This window comes from Pseudomonas sp. FBCC-B1667 (genome assembly GCF_059133255.1).
Genome location: NZ_CP101437.1, coordinates 56231 through 72731, shown reverse-complemented (window position 1 = coordinate 72731; position 16501 = coordinate 56231). Strand labels below are relative to the sequence as shown.

The following is a 16501-nucleotide window of genomic DNA, read 5'->3' as shown; positions in this document are numbered from 1 at the left end:
CTTCGAATCTTTCTCTCGCTCCCTTTGGCGCCGACCGCGCCAGGGTCTTTCCCGCTGTGACCAGGGTCGACGACCACGATGATGTCGCGTTTGGGGTGCGCCGCGTCCTGAATCGCCTCTGAGGGCACCGCAACGGGCAATGACGCTGCGGTCTTCAGATCGAGCACCAAACGATGGCCTTGGCCATTCTGCGGTGGGAGCAGGACGCTGTTGAGCTGCACCGGACCGCTGAGGTCGAGGACGATTCGCGTATCCCCCAGACCAAAACGCCCGGAGCGGATCGAGCGGATCAACGTATTGGCGAGGGATAACTGACTCAAATCGCCACTGAGGTTGGCGCCACTCAGGTCAATGATCAGCCGCTCCGGCGCACTGAGGGAAAAGGCTTTGTAGTGCACCGGCCCGCTCAGATCTAACACCAATCGCAGCTTGTCATCCGACCGCCACAACCGTGCGTTGCGAATTTGCGTGGCCGAGACACCAAAGGGCAACGCCAAGGCTGCGCTGGCCAGAATCAGGTTGAGCAAGTGACGTCTGTGCATGAAGAGAACCGCTCGAGAAAAAGACGTAGTGGAATTTAATGTAATAACATAACATGCCGCATCGCTTCCCACGATGGACCTGCTCATGAATGCGCTGACTCTCCCGGATATCGCCGTGCAAGCCTCCCGCCACGCCCTGCCACTCGACTGGGTAGGAATGTGCGGCATTGCTCTTCCTGTTCTGTTCGGTGGCCAACGTCTGAGCGCAACAGCTGATGCGGGTGTGAGCCTCGATGATGGAGAGGCTCGCGGAATTCATATGTCGCGGTTGTATCTGGCACTGGCAATGCTCGAGCAGGAAAACCTGACGCCGACCTTGTTGCGACGCGTGCTGCAAAGTTTTCTCGACAGCCATGAAGAACTGTCCCACAACGCTTACTTAAAAATTCACGCTGATTTACTGCTGAAAAGGCCGGCGTTAATCAGCCCGCTGGCCGGTTGGAAAAGCTATCCGGTGAGCATCGAAGCGCGATTGAAAAACGCAATGTTCCACGTGGAACTAAAAATCGATGTTACTTATTCCTCGACATGCCCGTGTTCCGCCGCACTGTCCCGGCAGTTGATTCAACAGCAATTCATCGCTGACTTTGCCAACCAGTCATTGCAACACGCCGATGTGTTGGCGTGGCTCGGTTCAATCAACGGCATTGTCGCGACGCCTCATAGCCAACGCAGCACCGCTCATTTGTGCGTGCGTTTGCACGATGATTTGGACGACCTGCCACTGATGGCCCTCATCAACAACGCCGAAGCCGCACTGGGCACCGCCGTGCAAACCGCGGTCAGGCGCGCCGATGAACAGGCTTTCGCCTTGGCCAATGGTCAGAACCTGATGTTCTGCGAAGACGCCGCGCGACGACTGAACCTTGCCTTGAAACGCTCACCCGGCATCCACGCCTTTCACGTCCGAGTCGTCCACGCCGAAAGCCTGCACGCCCACGATGCCGTAGCCGAGAGCCTCTGGAATTGGGAGGCCGCATGATCCGTTGCCAGGCATTACGCTGGGGCGCCCCCGGCCAGCCACTCACACCTCCCGTGGATTTCGAACTGCCCAAGGGAAGCCTGACCGCCGTGATCGGTGCCAATGGGTCGGGGAAAAGCAGCTTGCTGAAAGTCATCGCTGGATTACAAAAACCACTCACAGGCAAAGTCTTCCTCGATGTTCCACGCAAGGACTCACTGTCCCTCCTCCCTCAGCAACAACACCTGGACCGGCAATTTCCCATCAGCCTCCAAGAGTTGGTAGCCGCCGGTTTTTGGGGCAGCAAGCAACCGCCCGAACTGCGCAGCCAACGCCTGAAAACAGTGCTGGAAGATTGGTGCCTCAGCGGCCTTGAACAACGCCCTTTGATGGCCTTGTCCGGAGGAGAACTGCAACGCGCCCTGCTCGCCCGATTGAGCCTTGCGCAAACGCCATTGCTGTTGCTCGACGAACCGCACGCGGCGCTCGACGAACTCGGTCAGACGCTTCTCTGGAAACACATCCACCACTGGCAAGCCGAGGGTCGAACGTTGGTTGTGGTGTGCCATGACCTGGCCGCTGTTCGCCAACACATCCCACACTCACTGCTGATCAAAAACAGCGGCTGCGTACTCGGACCGAGTACCGAACTGATCCACCCACAACCGCAAGCGCAGGTGGCCTGATGCTCGCCGCCACCCAACTTTGGCAGCCCTTCCACGAGTTTGTGTTCATGCGCCGGGCGCTACTCGGCGGACTCGTCCTGGCGTGCAGCACGGCACCGCTGGGGGTGTTTCTGATCTTGCGGCGAATGAGCCTGATTGGTGATGCGGTCGCACACGGCATCTTGCCCGGCGCAGCGCTCGGCTTCTGGTTCGCAGGTTTGAGTTTACCGGCACTGACCTTTGGTGGCCTGGGGGCAGGCCTGAGCATGGCGGGGTTAGCCGCATGGATTACCCGCCGTACCGGCTTGCGAGAAGACGCCAGTCTGGCTGCTATCTACCCGATTTCCCTGGCCAGTGGAGTGCTGATCCTGGGCATGGCCGGCAAACGCCTGGACCTTTTGCACCTGTTGTTTGGTTCCGCACTGGCGGTCGATGGTCCGACGCTGACCGGCATGTTGTGGGTCTCGGGCTTCAGCCTGATCGCCCTGCTGCTGATCTATAAACCGCTGTTGCTGGACACCCTCGACCCGCTCTTCCTGCAAATCGTCAGCCGTCTCGGCCCACTGGCACATGGTGTGTTCCTGACGCTCGTGGTGCTGAATCTGGTGATCGGTTTCCAGGCCATCGGCGCGCTGATGGTGGTCGGCCTGATGATGCTGCCTGCCGCCGCGTCGCGTTTCTGGAGCCGCCGCTTGCCGGTCTTGATTGCCATCGCCGCCGTACTCGGCTGCCTCTCGGTGTGGCTCGGATTACTGCTGTCTTTCTATTACTCGCTGCCCAGCGGTCCGGCGATTGTGCTGGTGGCCGGCGGTTTTTATCTGTCGTCCGTGGTGTTCGGTCCGGTGCATGGCTTGTTGCGCCGCCCGCCTTTGCTCACATCCCAATGAGGAATTGCCCGATGCGCGCTCTGCTTGTGCTGTTCAGTTTGATGTTGTCGATGTCACTGTCTGCGGCGGAAAAACTTCAGGTAGTCACCAGCTTCAGCATCCTCGCCGACATGACCCATCAGGTCGGCGGCGAGCATATCCAGATCACCAATATGGTCGGTCCGGATGCCGACGCCCACACCTACGAACCGACACCGGACGACGCCAAGGCGCTGCTCGGAGCCAAGCTGATTATCAAGAACGGGTTGGGTTTCGAGCCATGGCTGGACCGTCTGGTGACCAGCACCGAAACCAAAGCGCCGGTGATCAATGCGAGTCACGGCGTCATCCCGCGCTCTCTGGATGAAGACGGCGAGACCATTCCCGACCCTCACGCCTGGCACAACCTGGCGAACACTGAGTTGTACATCGCCAACATCAGCAAGGCGCTGATCGCTGCCGACCCGGCGAACACGGCCGACTACCAACGCAACAGTCAGGCCTACCTGCAACAAATCTACGCCCTGCTCGCCGAAGCCAAGGCCAAGCTCGGTTCGTTGCCTCCGGGCAATCGCAAAATCGTCACCTCCCATGACGCCTTCGGCTATCTCGGTCAGGCCTACGGGATCAACTTTATGGCACCGCAAGGACTGTCCACCGAACGTGAACCGTCCGCCGCTGAAGTCGCTGCGCTGATCACCCAGATTCGCCAGGCCAAGGTCAAAGCGGTGTTCATGGAAAACATCAAAGACGCCCGCCTGCTGAAACAGATTGCCGATGAGAGCGGCGCGCAGATCGGTGGCACGTTGTACTCCGATGCACTCGCCGCCACCGGGCCGGCCAGTACGTTTGCGGGGCTGTTCGAATACAACCTCAACACCCTCTACCAAGCGTTGAGCAAACCATGATCCGCAAAAACCCTTCAGGGGATTTACCGCAGATTGCGGAGTCCGCCTACGTGGACGCGGTTACAAAGCGCTGCAAAACGAGTTCTGACCATGAACAGTGTGCTGATGGCCGCGTTGCTGGAATTAATGGCCGACGAAGTCCTGCCGATAACCACCCTCATGGCCAAGACCTGGCACGCGAATAGAAGCACTCGAGAGCATCACCCATGATTCAAATCCGCCTGCCTGATGGTTCATTGCGTGAATACAACCAGCCGTTGTCTGTGTACGAAGTCGCTGCGAGTATCAGTTCGGGGCTGGCCAACGCGGCGGTAGCCGGCCGGGTGGACGGCGTGTTGGTGGACTGCGAATACGTGATCCGGGGCGATGCGCGGGTCAGCATCGTCACACCTCAAGAGCCCGACGGCCTGGAGATTCTTCGACACTCCTGCGCGTTGATCCTGGCAATGGCGGTTAAGCAGCTTCATCCCAATGCGCAGTTGCAGTCTGGATCGTCTCTGGGTGACGGGTTCTTTTACGGGTTTACCCACAAGCAATTGTTGACCCGGACCGACCTGCCACGCATTGAAGCCCGCATGCAATTGCTGGCCGCTACCAACCACTCGATCCGTCGACAAACAATGAAGCCGGCAGGACATCTGTCGCTATACCGCCTGGGAGACTTCGAACACTTGACGACTGGTCCACACGTTCCAGCCACGAAAGTGTTGCGGGCTTTCTCCCTCGACTACATCAGCAGCACTGATCACCAGCGAATCTACGGCACGTGTTGGCCCTGCCAACAGGAACTGGACCGCTGGCGAGCGCCTCCCCTTGTCGTGATTGTCAGCATGGAGGAACGTCAGGCGAGTTATATCCAGTCGGTGACCGAGGCATTGCGCCGAAGCGGTGTACACGTCCATGTGGACCTGCGCCACGAAAAGGTCCGCCACAAGATTCGCGAGCACGGTCAAAAAGTGCCGTACCTGATGGTCGTGGGCGAGAAGGAACAGGAAGGTGAGTTCGTCAGCTTGCGCAGCGGCGCTGGCGAGGATTTCGGCAGGATGGGGATTGAGGCGGCGTGTCAGTGGCTGAGTCAGGCCCGCTCCCACATGGGCGTGTAGGGAGCGGGTCTACCGATGAAGGTCTTAAGCGCGAGGCTTTACCGTTCCGCAGTCCTGCCCCAGCCACACGGCGCGACTTTCCAGGCTACCTTTTTGCTGGATGCCGGTGGCATTGAAGGTGCCGTTGACCTTGGTGGTGAACTCACGGTCGCTGAGGAACGTGGCCACACCGGCCCCTTGCGCTTTCGGACAGCTGAAACGGAATTTCCACTGATTGCCCGAGCGGTCGGTGATTTCCTGTTTGCAGCCCGATTGCGGGTCGGTCAGCGGAATATTGTCGGTCTTGACCTGCTCCGGGGTCAGGCAAGCCCGAATCCCTTTGCCGCCCATGGTGATGCCCTGCTTCTCCAGTTGCGCGCGCTGTTCCGGGGTCATCTGGCTCTGTAACTGCCCGAGGATCAGCTGCAGGTCCGGCAGGTTCTGGTTATCGACCTGCATGTTGCTGGTGGTCAATTCCCACAGCCCGGGTTGCAGCATCTGCGCCTGAGCCGCCACGGGAAGTGACAAACCAATAGTCATGGCCAAACCCAGCAGACGAACGTTCATCGAATAACTCCTGATCAGTTGTGGCCGTTAGACGCCGGGCATCGGCTTCGGTTCATGGGCCAATTAAATAGCGACATTCTGCACGGAACATGGTCTGTTAAGCACTGAATCTTCAGGAGCAAGGCTGCCCCCCATGGATTACTTTGGACCGCACATTTTCGGCTACACCATTGCGTTGCTTCACACGCTCGGACTGATCGCTGCCATTCACGCTGTGCTCACCGTCCGCACCGCCCAGGGATCGATCGCCTGGGCGCTTTCGCTGGTGTTCATGCCCTACCTCACGCTCATTCCCTATCTGGTTTTCGGCCGCAGTACCTTCGATGGCTACATCAAGGCGCGGCGCCAGGCCAACGAAGAGATGCGCAAGGCCATCTCCGAGCTCAACTGGCGCCCTTGGGTCGAGGAGGCGCTGACCGCTCGCGCCTCCAATGCCTACGCGTCGTTGCGGGCGATGCCGAAGCTGGGCCGCATGCCGTGCCTGGCGAACAACGAAGTGCATTTGTTGATTAATGGCCAAGCCACTTTTGACTCGATTTTCGAGGCCATCAGCCAGGCGAAAGAAGCCGTGCTGATTCAGTTTTTTATCATCCACGATGATCGTCTCGGCCAGCGCCTGCAAAATTTGTTGCTGAAGAAAGCGGCTGAAGGCGTAGCGATTTACCTGTTGTACGATCGTATTGGCAGTCACTCCCTGCCCCACAGCTATGTGCAACCGTTGCGCGATGCTGGCGTTGAAGTCAAAGCGTTCGCCACTCGCAGTGGCTGGCTCAACCGCTTTCAGGTCAACTTCCGCAACCACCGCAAGATCGTAGTCGTCGATGGCGTGCTGGGATTTGTTGGTGGGCATAACGTGGGCGACGAGTACATGGGCGAGAAACCACCGCTGGCGCCCTGGCGCGATACCCATGTTCGGGTGCGGGGCCCGGTGGTCGCCTGTATGCAGGAGTCTTTTGCCGAAGACTGGTTCTGGGCTGCACGATCGTTGCCACCGCTGATCCTGCCGGATGTGTATCCGGACGACGGCGTGCTCTGCCAATTGCTGGCAAGCGGTCCGGCGGATTCCTACGAAACCTGTTCATTGTTCTTCGTCGAAGCTATCCATGCCGCGACCGAACGGGTGTGGATCACCAGCCCCTACTTCATTCCCGACGAAGCGGTGTTCGCCGCACTCAGGCTGGCGGTGCTGCGTGGTGTCGACGTGCGACTGCTGCTGCCCTCGCGTCCGGACCACCGTATCGTCTACGCCGCCTCCAGCCTTTATGCCTTCGAGGCCGTACGCGCAGGCGTGCGGGTGTTCCGCTACGAGCCCGGCTTCTTGCACCAGAAAGTGGTGTTGGTCGACAGTGAAATCAGCGCCATCGGCAGTGCCAACCTGGACAACCGCTCGTTCCGGCTTAACTTCGAAGTGATGTTGTTGACGGTCGACAGCGCATTTGCCGCCGAGGTGGAACGGATGCTCAACGATGACTTCGATCAAGCCCATGAAATCGCCAAGGACGAAAGCCGCGAGACCCACCGCCTGCAACAGGTAGGCATGCGGGTCGCCCGGCTTATTTCACCGATTCTCTAAGGGGTGTAGATGTCCTCGCGGGTCCATGGCAATTCATGGCTGCCATCGGGATGGGCTTTGACCGCGAGGATCTGATGCAGGTTGATCCAGCCCCTGGCAAACGCATAAGCACATCCTGCCAGGTACAGCCGCCAGATTCTCAAGGCTTGCTCAGGCACTTGCCTGGATGCCGCCTCCAGATTGTCTTCCAGACGTTCGCTCCAGTGATCCAAAGTACGCGCGTAATGTAGACGCAGGCTTTCGACGTCGACAATCTCCAGGCCTGCTTCACTGATTTCGGCCGAGATCATCGACAAGTGCGGCAGCTCGCCGTTGGGGAATACATATTTCTCAATGAAGTCGCCGGCACCGCGCCCAACCGGACGGCCGTCAGTGTGTTTGGCGGTGATCCCGTGATTCATCACCAGGCCCCCCTCTTTCACCGCGCCGAACAAGGTTTTGCAGTACTCCGCCAGATTGGCGTGACCGACGTGTTCGAACATGCCGACACTGACTACTTTGTCGAAGCGCCCGTCCTGAGGCAGATCGCGGTAGTCGAGCAGTTGCAGTTCGACCAATTCATCCAGGCCTTCCTCTTTCACGCGCTCACGCGCCAGGGCGAGTTGCTCTTTGCTGAGGGTAATACCGAACACTTTCGCGCCGAACTCCCGCGCCGCGTAGCGCGCCAAACCGCCCCACCCGCAACCGACGTCGAGCAAATACTCACCCGGCTGCAAGCGCAACTTGCGGCACAAATGGCGGAATTTGGCTTGCTGTGCCTGCTCCAGAGTTTCACTACCGGTCTCGAAGTATGCGCAGGAATACACCATGTCACTGTCGAGCCACAGCTGATAAAACGCGTTGGACAGGTCGTAGTGATAGGAAATGGCTTTGGCGTCGGTTTCCTTGTCGTGGACGGTACGCACCGGCTGATTGTCGTCGTTTTCGTCCAGCATCGCCTGGCTCCACTCATCGCAGACGCGGATAACGTCGCTGATGGAGCCTTCCATCTCAAGCTTGCCCTCGACAAACGCCGCTCCGAGCGCGTCCAGGCTTGGATGTGTGAACTGGGTAACCATTTGTGGGTCCTTGACCACAATGGTAACGCTGGGCGTCGGCCCCAGATTGAATTCATGGCCGTCCCAGAGTCGCAGGCGTAACGGTAGCTGCAGATTCTGTAAGGCCGGTGGAAGATGCGCGAGCATGGATAATCCCCCTGGTTTCAGACGTCTGATGTGAGGGTAGACCATCCTGAAAAATTAGCTGGCTATCGAATTAACAGCCAGTTCTATGATTTTCCACGCTGCAACCAACCGTCGTGAATCCACTGCTTGAGCCAGGTCACAGCTTGAAGTGGTGCGCCCTCTCCATAGATGACTGTCAATTCAGAGCACAGTTCAGCAAAATTCCAGCCCTGCTCAAACAGTCCTTTTAGCGCATTGGCCTCTTCAGGCACCAGGCTTCGATAGTGGCAAACAAGATCATTTCGACAGATCACCACAACGCCGAGAGTGTCGAGTCCTGTACTGCCAGGGAACTGTATTTCATCCTTGGCCGATCGCCAAAGCGCCACACTGTTGAAAGCACACTCAAGCCATTGCAGCGAAGGGCTGGGGCTGACCTGCAGCGTCGGCCAGTCTTGCGGTGCCAGTTCCGCCATGTCCTGCAATGTCAGCGGCGTGCCCGATGGCGAATCGAATGCCAGCGTGAAAGCCCACTCCAGAGCGGCGAGTTCGGCCAATGGCGCACTTTGCTGTTGCACCAAGTGCTGGCGAATAAACGCTTCGAAGCCTTTGCCGAACCACCGAAGGCTGTAGTGAGACGAGGGATTTTGGCGGATGTACGCGGCGGCAAGCTGTTCGAACTCGTCGTCACCCAGCCAGTTAAGGACTGCGGGATAGTCGCCGCGCAGCACTTCCTGCAGCCGGGCTTGATAAGCATTGTGATAAATCGCCAGCCCGGTGCGCACGTCCAGCGTCGGTCCGCCGATGAGGCTGGCGCCGAGTGCCATACCCGCCGCCGAAGAGTCTCCCGACAGGTAACGCTCAAAGGACTGCTGCCATTCGTTCAGGCGCATTTCTTTCTCCGGCCAGCACGCTCTCGCCCAGCTCCCGGGCTTTTTGCAGTTCAGTCAGCAGTTCGTCAAACGGCGGAAAATGATCATCGCGCTCCAGCAGCGTGGCGACCGGGCCGAGATAATCGACGGTTCGTTGGTAAAGCGCCCAGACCGGATCGCTGACGGGATGGTCATGGGTGTCGATGACGTAATCACCGTAATCGCTATGGCCCGCCAGGTGAAGTTGGCGGATTTTGTTTGCCGGCAAACCCTGAATGAAGGTCCACGGATCAAAGCCATGATTGCGTGAGCTGACGTAGACATTGTTGACGTCCAGCAACAACTCGCAATCGCTTAGCCGACTCAGGGCCTCAAGGAATTCCCATTCGCTGAAATCATCGCCGGCGTTGCGCACATAGCTGGAGACATTCTCCAATACCAATGGGCGCTGCAATACGTCTTGCACCTGGCGTACCCGGTCCGCCACGTAATGGAGACTTTCTTCGGTGTACGGTAACGGCAACAAATCATGAAGCTGATGAGCGTTACCACGACTCCAGCACAAGTGATCGGAAACCCACGCCGGTTTGACCCGATCAGCCAGACGTTTGAGTTGTTGCAAGTAGTCGGAATCGAGGGCGTGCGGCCCACCGATGGACAACGACACACCATGCATCACCAGCGGATAACGCTCGGCAATGGCGTCAAGGTAATAGAGGGCTTTGCCGCCCTGCACCATGAAATTTTCGGAGACGACTTCAAACCAGTCCACAGCCGGCAACTGATCAAGAATCTGTTGGTAATAAGCACTGCGCAAACCCAGGCCGTAGCCCAAGCAAGGAAGGGATGCAGACATTTGCGGACTCCTCGCAAAAAAACCGCAGTGGCTAGCGGGTAGCCACTGCGGTGCAAAGCGCTGGTCGGTTATTCGCCGACCTTGCCACCGGCTTTCATGCATTCGGCCTGAGTCATCGCCTTGAAACCGTGACCTTTGCAAACGCCCTGCCCTTTGCAGGCGTTCTCCGCAGTCTTGCAATCGTTCATGCCTTTGCACGAAGTCACGCCATAGCAGTGAACCTGAGCCGCGTCGGCGGCCTGGGCCTGAGTCGCAACACCGGCAAACAGAGTGGCAGCGGCGAAAGCGAGAGCGGCACCAGCGGTAGCGGATTTGAAATTCATTTTTGTATCCTCGGTGATCGTCAGGGTTGTCGGCTGGAACGTTGTTCAGTCCCGACACAGCACTAGAGAGCGCTGCCCCAATGGCGTTACAGAGGGCTGCAAAAAAGATTTCGATTCGCTCAACTGTCGTCTTTGAGCTTGAGTAATGGCTCCTGAAACCGCAGCAGTCGCCCGGCGTTGCCCAGGACCAGCAACGTGCTCAAGTTATGCAGCAATGCCGCAATCATCGCCCCTGCCGCACCGAGCCAGCCAAACGCGGCAAAGGCCACAATCGCCAGGGTCCAACCCAGACCGATGATCACATTGACCTGCAAGGTCTGGCGGCATTGACGACTCAAGCGTACGCATGTGCCGAGCCGACGCAGGTCGCTGCCGATCAACACGATGTCAGCCGAGGCCAGCGCAATGTCCGCCCCGCCTGCGCCCATCGCCACTCCGACGACACCGGCCTTGAGCGCCAGGGAGTCGTTGATCCCGTCCCCGACCACCATCGGCCGAAAACCGCTGCCGATTTCCTTGAGCACGCGATTGAGTTTGTCCTCCGGTAACGCCTGGGCCTCGACATCGCTGATACCGACGTCGCGCGCCAGCGAATGCGCAACGCTCTGCCTGTCGCCGGTGAGCAGCAATTGCCGACCCAAACCCAGTTCTCGCAGCTCACTCAAGGCAAATCGCGCCTCGGGTTTGACACTGTCGGCCAGCAGCAGCCAAGCGAGAAATTGGCCGTTAAGCGCGAGCCCGGCAATTGGGCCGTCGTGTTCAGGAACCACCGACGTAGCAATGCCCAATTGCGCGAACAATTCCGGACGACCGAGTGCGGCCTCGCCCTGTTCAGTCATCGCCACCACGCCCAACCCCTGACGCTCGTGGATGTCCGACAGAAACAGGAAATGCTCCTGTGTGACCAGCCCGGCGAGCGCACGACTGACCGGATGACTGCTGGCCGAACCGAGGCTGGCGGCGAGTTTGAGGACGTGACTGCGGTCTTCCAGCGAACTGTCGATCGACTGCAGGCGCAAGGTGCCGAACGTCAGCGTGCCCGTCTTGTCGACCACCAGCGACGTCAGGTCGGCCAGCTCTTCAAGGAACGCCGAACTGCGAATCAGAATGCCGTGCCGCGCTGCCACCGCGACCCCGGCAATGGCCGTTGCCGGTGCCGACAACACCAGCGCACAGGGACAGGCCGCGACCAGCACCGCGAGCATGGCCTGCGCGTCATTGGTGACAAACCAGGTCACCGCCGCCAACAGTAAAACCAACACCATGTAGCTGCCGGCATAACGTTCCAGCAGACGGGTAATCGGCGGTTTGGAACGCTCTGCGCTTTGCATCAGCGCGATGACTTTGCCCAGGGTCGACGCGTTGCCGGTGCGGGTCACTTCAATGCGCAGCAGGCCATCGAGGTTGATCGCCCCGCCGAACACCGACATGCCAACGCCGGCTTCGATTGGCACCGACTCACCGGTAATCGAAGCGGTATCGAGGCTCGCCTGTCCGGACAACACCCGACCATCCGCCGGCACGCGATCCCCGGCGCGCACTTCGACCCGATCGCCAGCCTTGAGCGTGCTGTTGTCGACTTCAAGGATCGAGCCATCGGCCTGCACCTTGCGCGCATGGCTGCGGGTCAATTTGCCAAGAGCATGAATCGCCTCCTGAGAACCGATCACGCTACGTTCTTCCAGCACGTGGCCGAAGATCATGATGATCGGCAACAACGCGGCGGTCAGCAGATCACCGGTGGCCCAGGCGCCGAGCATGGCGAGCGCGATCAACTGATCGGTAATCCCGTGCAGGCTTGGATAGCGCAGGCTGTACCACGCCGAACGCATCACCGGCACGGCCACCAACAGCGACGCAAATCCAAGCAGCAATTGGCTGACGCCGGTCTGCTCCGGCGACCACCAACGCCAGATCAGACCCAGCCCGAGCAAGCCCAGTGCAAGCATGGCCAACGTCAGTTGGCGCGCAGCACTGCGTTGTTCGGCCGAGGACAACATGCTTGGGGCAGCGGTGGATGGCGCGGTCATTGTGCAGCTCCCTGAATGATCAGGCGGGAATCGTCTTTCGGATCAACCGTGGTCACAGAACCGGCCTGGCCGAGGATCTTCGGCATCCGCTCACGGTAAATGCGCAGCAGCATTTGCGGGTCGGTGCCCTGCTGTTGCGCCGTGGCCAGGCTCAATACGTTGGCCGTATCGGCAGACGCTTTTGCCAAACGTTCGCTGGCTTGGGCATGGGCCACTTGCAGGGTTCGATCCGCTTGTTCGTTGGCGGCCTGGGTGGCCTTCTCGGCTTCGGTACGTGCGTTCGCCACGGCCTTGTCGGCCTGCTGACTCGCGGTCAGTACCGCGTTGAAGGCGTTCACCGCGGGCCCGGGCAAACTCGATTGCACATCGACTCGCGCAACTTCGATACCCAACCCCTGCCCGGTTGCCGTCAGCTCAGCCAACCGTTGATTGATCCCCTGCACCAGATCACCGCGCAGACGTTCACGTCGTTCCGCTGCCTGATTGTCGGCGCCGATCAGTTCCGGACGCGCTACCAGAATGGTGTCCAGATCGCGCGCGGCGGTCAGGGCCACGGCACTGCGGGTGACCAGCCGATCCAGCGCCGGCAGCACATGTTCACCTTGCAGCACGAACGCATAGGGCTCGGTGACTTTGTAGAACACCCTCACATCGAGTTGCACCACACCGGCGTCGCCCGTCAGCAAATAGCCGGAACCGGCGAGTGCATCACTGAGCGGTGTGGCGAACGTGGCAACGCGATCAGCCTGCAACGCGACATCACTGCGCAACAGGTTTTCCACCCGACGTTCGATGACCCTGTCTGCCGCTGGCAGTAAAACCACCTGCTCAAAAGGTCGCGGCCAAGCCAATAACAAACCGGCATTCTGGATGCGATCCAGTGCACCGAAATGCAGGACCACTGCGCGATTCTGCGGATCTATCTGCCGCACATTTGAGAACACCCAGGCCAAAGCGGCCAGAACAGTCACCGCATAAAGCGCCAAAAAAGCCAGGCGCCCGGCCTGAATCCAGGGGCTGCTTAACTCATGTGTTCCACGTGGAACTAAATTCATGGCTGCGACCCGGACTTGTTTTCGAGGGTCGGCGGGCCGTCGACCAACACCCGGAACGGCGCGGCATCGGTGCGCAATATCAGTTTGCTGCCCGGAGAAATGATGGTGCCCAAGGTATCGAGGGACCGCAGCAAGTTGTACAGCTGCGGGGAACCGGCGTACGCACGGCCGTAGATCTGCGCTGCTTCGACCCGCGATTGAGCCTCGATGTCAGCCGCTTTCACTGTTGCATCGGCCTGCACGATTCGCGCATCCCGCTCGGCAGCGGAACGAATTTGCGCAGCTTCACGTTTGCCGATTGCCGTGCGTTCGGTCGCAATTGTTTCACGCTCGGCGCGCATACGGTCGACAGTGGCGGTCAGGGTTACCGACGGCAGGGTCAAACGCTCGATGCCGACTTGCAGCACGCGTACGCCGTACGTGGTGAGCAATTGCTGATCGATCTGCTGCCGCAGTTGCGCCTCGAAATCGGCAATGCGCACTTGATTGGCATCGGTGTTGACCAGGTTTGCCAAATCAAAACTACTGGCCGTGGTTTCCAGCGCAGAGCCGACAAAGGTGCGAATCTGCCGCGCTGCTTCATCCGGCTGATTTTGCACCGCGCGCATAAAACGTTGCACGTTGTCCGGATCGCCCTGCACCTGCCACGCCACGTAGGCCTGAACGATGATGCGCAAACCGTCGCGGGTGCCGACATCCTGCAAACCACTGGAGGTGGTGCGCAGCCGCAAGTCGACAGGGATGGCCGCTTCAAACGGTGCCGGCCAGCGCCAGCCAAGACCCGGCTCCAGCAACACCCGCGATGGATTGCCGAAGCGTGTGATCACGGTCGCCTCCCCCGAGCGCACCTGGACCAGGCTGGCGGCAGCGATGGCGAAGGCCACGAGCAATGCCGCCCAGCCCATACGCCGCCAGGGAAAAGGACCGGCTTCTTGTGGATCACCGTGGTGATGATGGTGGTGACCGTGGTGATGCCCATGCCCGCCATGGCCGTGATCGTGTCCGGCGTGGTCATCGTGATCGTGTGTGTGCGACTGGCTCAATGGGTAGCTCCTGGCTGGGCGCTCGTACGCGCCGACGCAGGATCAGCCGGCAGCGTGAATGTACGGAGGTCGATGGTCGGCGCATTGCTGCTGCCACCCAGACGATGATCAAGAATCAGCAGCTTCGCGTTGGCCAAGCCCTGGCTCAGTTGGCTGAGGTATTGCTCCAGCACAAAGGCTTGGCCGGCGCTGGCGTAGGCTTTGCGTTCAGCGCTGAATCTGAAGTCTGCCGCCTGTGCCGTGGCGTTGATTTCATGGGCGCTGGCGGTCGCTTGGTCGCGGGCAATGCTGGCTTGCAGTTGCGCCTGGTTGGTCGCCTCCGCAGCCGCACCACGTTCCCGCGAGATCAATGCTTGCGCGCCGATCTGCGCAGCCTGCACGCCGTGATAGGCATTGGCGGCACCGGCCGGTGGATGAATCGCTTCCACCACCGTGGCAAGAATTTCCACACCGCTATTGAGTTTCTGCAAGTCTGACTGCACCGCCCGGCCGATCTCGTCAGCAAGCCCTACCCTGTCCTCGCCGAGCAAACCGTCAAGGGTTCGCGAGGCAAAGTCATGCACCAGAATCCGGCTGGCGGTGCTGCGAATCAGCGTCGGCACGTCCGCGCTGTTGTAGGTAGCCGCCAGCGCCGCTTGATCGGTCAGGCCGATGCGATAGAGGAAACGCACGTCCATATTGACGATCTGGAAGCTCTGTTTGTCGGCGCGACTGCTGGCAATGACCTGGGATTTGTCGTTCACGTGGCTGGCGTCCCACAGCCGATTGGCAATCGCCGGCGCCGGGCCTTCGGCTGGTTCGGCTGCGACCGGTGCCGACGCTTCGCCAACACTGGTGGCCAACTCGTGCACTACGCCGTTTTCAACATTCAACACGCGGCCCAGCGGCCACGGCAATCCAGCGTGCAAACCAGGACCGAACACCTCCACCGGTTTGCCGAATCGCTCGTAGATGCCCCGCCCCTGCAAGGGTATTTCGTGAATGCCAGTGAGTGACCAGCCGACGAGGATAACCACCGCCAGCACCGGTAGAAACGCTCGACGCATGTAAGTGAAGGCCCAGATCTGCCGCAAGTCGATGCCAAAACGGTTGTGCAATTCGTGCTGCAACGCGAGCAGCGGTTGTGGCGGCCAACGCAGCATATCGGCGACAAAACTGCGTGCCAGCAACGTTGGTTCGAGTTGTTCGGGCTGTGGACTGAACAGCGACAACACCGCCCGCAGCAGCAACTCGACGGCGACCAGCGCCGGCAGCCAACCGATCAATACCGCCAAGCGCACCGGCCACACCGAGGTTTCACTGGCGAACAACAGACACAATGCGCCGATCACCAGGCAAATGATTGCCACCCGCGTCAGTTGCGCCAATGCGCCGGCTTCCGGCCATTGAGCAATGTTTTCCTGGGCCAGTTGCCGCTCGACCACCAGCAGACCGAACGCCAGCAACAACGCCAGCGCCGCGCCGACACTGGCCGATAACCCCAGCGCAGCGGGCGGTAACGCGAGGTTCCAGAATTGACTGATGCTGAACAACGTCAACAGCGCCCAGCTGCCGAGCCAGAGGGTTGGCGCGCCGATCTGGCCGAGCATGCTCATCGAGCCCTGACTGAGTCGCTCCAGCAGCCGCTCATACCACCCGTGCGGCGTAGCGTGTTCGTCAACGACGACCACGGGCAACGTCGGGTTCATCGCTTGTGCGCGCCACCGGCTCACCCACCAGGCGGATTGCAGACCGGCCACCAGCACCAACAAAGCGGCGCTCTGACTCACCAATAACGCGCCCCACAAGGATTGCGGCGCGAACAACCCGACAAACAACGCCAGCACCAGTCCGGCCGCTGCCAAAGCACCCAGGCCAATCGCGAACTGACGCAATCGCCGCGCCTGAAAGAGCGCCTGCTGAAAGCGCGGCAGCCCTGCTACCTGCGCGCCATCGACTTCGAGATCGACTTGCATACCACCCCAGAGCTTATTCAATGCGGACTTCGCGTTTCGT

15 protein-coding genes and 1 pseudogene are annotated in these 16501 nt (G+C 59.9%); 6 read left to right on the top strand and 10 right to left on the bottom strand.

The features are described 5' to 3' along the window. Nucleotides 1-8 precede the first annotated feature (8 nt). Nucleotides 9-542 (bottom strand): annotated as a pseudogene (locus NL116_RS00330) (AMIN domain-containing protein); the annotation flags it as partial. Between the two features lie 85 nt (nucleotides 543-627). Between NL116_RS00330 and folE2 the strand changes: the two are divergent. The 5 genes from folE2 (at nucleotide 628) to NL116_RS00305 (ending at nucleotide 5045) form a co-directional block, all read left to right on the top strand. Next, nucleotides 628-1524 (top strand): GTP cyclohydrolase FolE2, encoded by an 897-nt coding sequence (folE2, locus tag NL116_RS00325; RefSeq protein ID WP_494375552.1) that lies wholly within the window; start codon nucleotides 628-630, stop codon nucleotides 1522-1524. Further along, nucleotides 1521-2189, top strand: coding sequence for a metal ABC transporter ATP-binding protein (locus tag NL116_RS00320; protein ID WP_494375551.1), 669 nt, complete (start codon nucleotides 1521-1523; stop codon nucleotides 2187-2189). Before folE2 ends, NL116_RS00320 begins: the two co-directional genes overlap by 4 nt. Next, nucleotides 2189-3055 carry a metal ABC transporter permease gene (locus NL116_RS00315; protein ID WP_494375550.1) on the top strand — a complete coding sequence of 289 codons (867 nt, stop codon included), beginning with the start codon at nucleotides 2189-2191 and terminating at the stop codon, nucleotides 3053-3055. The genes NL116_RS00320 and NL116_RS00315 overlap by 1 nt, the downstream gene beginning before the upstream one ends. Before the next feature lie 11 nt (nucleotides 3056-3066). Continuing rightward, nucleotides 3067-3942, top strand: a complete 876-nt coding sequence (locus NL116_RS00310) for a metal ABC transporter substrate-binding protein (protein WP_494375549.1) — start codon at nucleotides 3067-3069, stop codon at nucleotides 3940-3942. A gap of 206 nt (nucleotides 3943-4148) precedes the next feature. Then, entirely contained in the window at nucleotides 4149-5045 is an 897-nt protein-coding gene (locus NL116_RS00305; protein ID WP_494375548.1) for a His/Gly/Thr/Pro-type tRNA ligase C-terminal domain-containing protein, read from the top strand. Nucleotides 5046-5069: 24 nt separating this feature from the next. Here the strand turns inward: NL116_RS00305 and NL116_RS00300 are convergent, their stop codons facing one another. Continuing rightward, a complete protein-coding gene (locus NL116_RS00300; RefSeq protein WP_494375547.1) occupies nucleotides 5070-5591 on the bottom strand; it encodes a DUF3617 domain-containing protein in 522 nt (173 codons plus the stop codon). Nucleotides 5592-5724: 133 nt separating this feature from the next. Between NL116_RS00300 and cls the strand changes: the two genes are divergently transcribed. Beyond that, complete coding sequence (gene cls / locus NL116_RS00295; protein WP_494375546.1) at nucleotides 5725-7164, top strand: cardiolipin synthase; 1440 nt, start codon at nucleotides 5725-5727, stop codon at nucleotides 7162-7164. Here cls and cfaB read toward each other — a convergent pair. The 8 genes from cfaB to hflK (NL116_RS00255) all read right to left on the bottom strand — a co-directional run bounded on the left by cfaB (nucleotide 7161) and on the right by hflK (NL116_RS00255) (nucleotide 16461). Continuing rightward, nucleotides 7161-8348 (bottom strand): C17 cyclopropane fatty acid synthase CfaB, encoded by a 1188-nt coding sequence (cfaB, locus tag NL116_RS00290; RefSeq protein WP_494375545.1) that lies wholly within the window; start codon nucleotides 8346-8348, stop codon nucleotides 7161-7163. The two genes, cls and cfaB, sit on opposite strands and share 4 nt — an antisense overlap. Nucleotides 8349-8431: 83 nt before the next feature. Further along, nucleotides 8432-9220, bottom strand: coding sequence for an HvfC/BufC family peptide modification chaperone (locus tag NL116_RS00285; RefSeq protein ID WP_494375544.1), 789 nt, complete (start codon nucleotides 9218-9220; stop codon nucleotides 8432-8434). After that, the gene (gene bufB / locus NL116_RS00280) at nucleotides 9189-10055 is read right to left on the bottom strand and encodes an MNIO family bufferin maturase (protein ID WP_494375543.1); all 867 of its coding nucleotides are present in this window, start codon (nucleotides 10053-10055) and stop codon (nucleotides 9189-9191) included. Before bufB ends, NL116_RS00285 begins: the two co-directional genes overlap by 32 nt. Before the next feature lie 68 nt (nucleotides 10056-10123). Continuing rightward, on the bottom strand, nucleotides 10124-10378 hold the full coding sequence (gene bufA2 / locus NL116_RS00275) for a BufA2 family periplasmic bufferin-type metallophore (protein WP_027926244.1): 255 nt from the start codon (nucleotides 10376-10378) through the stop codon (nucleotides 10124-10126). Between the two features lie 119 nt (nucleotides 10379-10497). After that, nucleotides 10498-12408, bottom strand: coding sequence for a cation-translocating P-type ATPase (locus NL116_RS00270; RefSeq protein WP_494375542.1), 1911 nt, complete (start codon nucleotides 12406-12408; stop codon nucleotides 10498-10500). After that, complete coding sequence (hflK, locus tag NL116_RS00265; RefSeq protein ID WP_494375541.1) at nucleotides 12405-13463, bottom strand: protease modulator HflK; 1059 nt, start codon at nucleotides 13461-13463, stop codon at nucleotides 12405-12407. Before hflK (NL116_RS00265) ends, NL116_RS00270 begins: the two co-directional genes overlap by 4 nt. Continuing rightward, nucleotides 13460-14506: a protease modulator HflC gene (gene hflC, locus NL116_RS00260; protein WP_494375540.1), complete on the bottom strand. Its 1047-nt coding sequence runs from the start codon at nucleotides 14504-14506 to the stop codon at nucleotides 13460-13462. The genes hflK (NL116_RS00265) and hflC overlap by 4 nt, the downstream gene beginning before the upstream one ends. After that, complete coding sequence (gene hflK, locus NL116_RS00255; RefSeq protein ID WP_494378161.1) at nucleotides 14503-16461, bottom strand: protease modulator HflK; 1959 nt, start codon at nucleotides 16459-16461, stop codon at nucleotides 14503-14505. Before hflK (NL116_RS00255) ends, hflC begins: the two co-directional genes overlap by 4 nt. Between the last annotated feature and the right edge of the window lie 40 nt (nucleotides 16462-16501).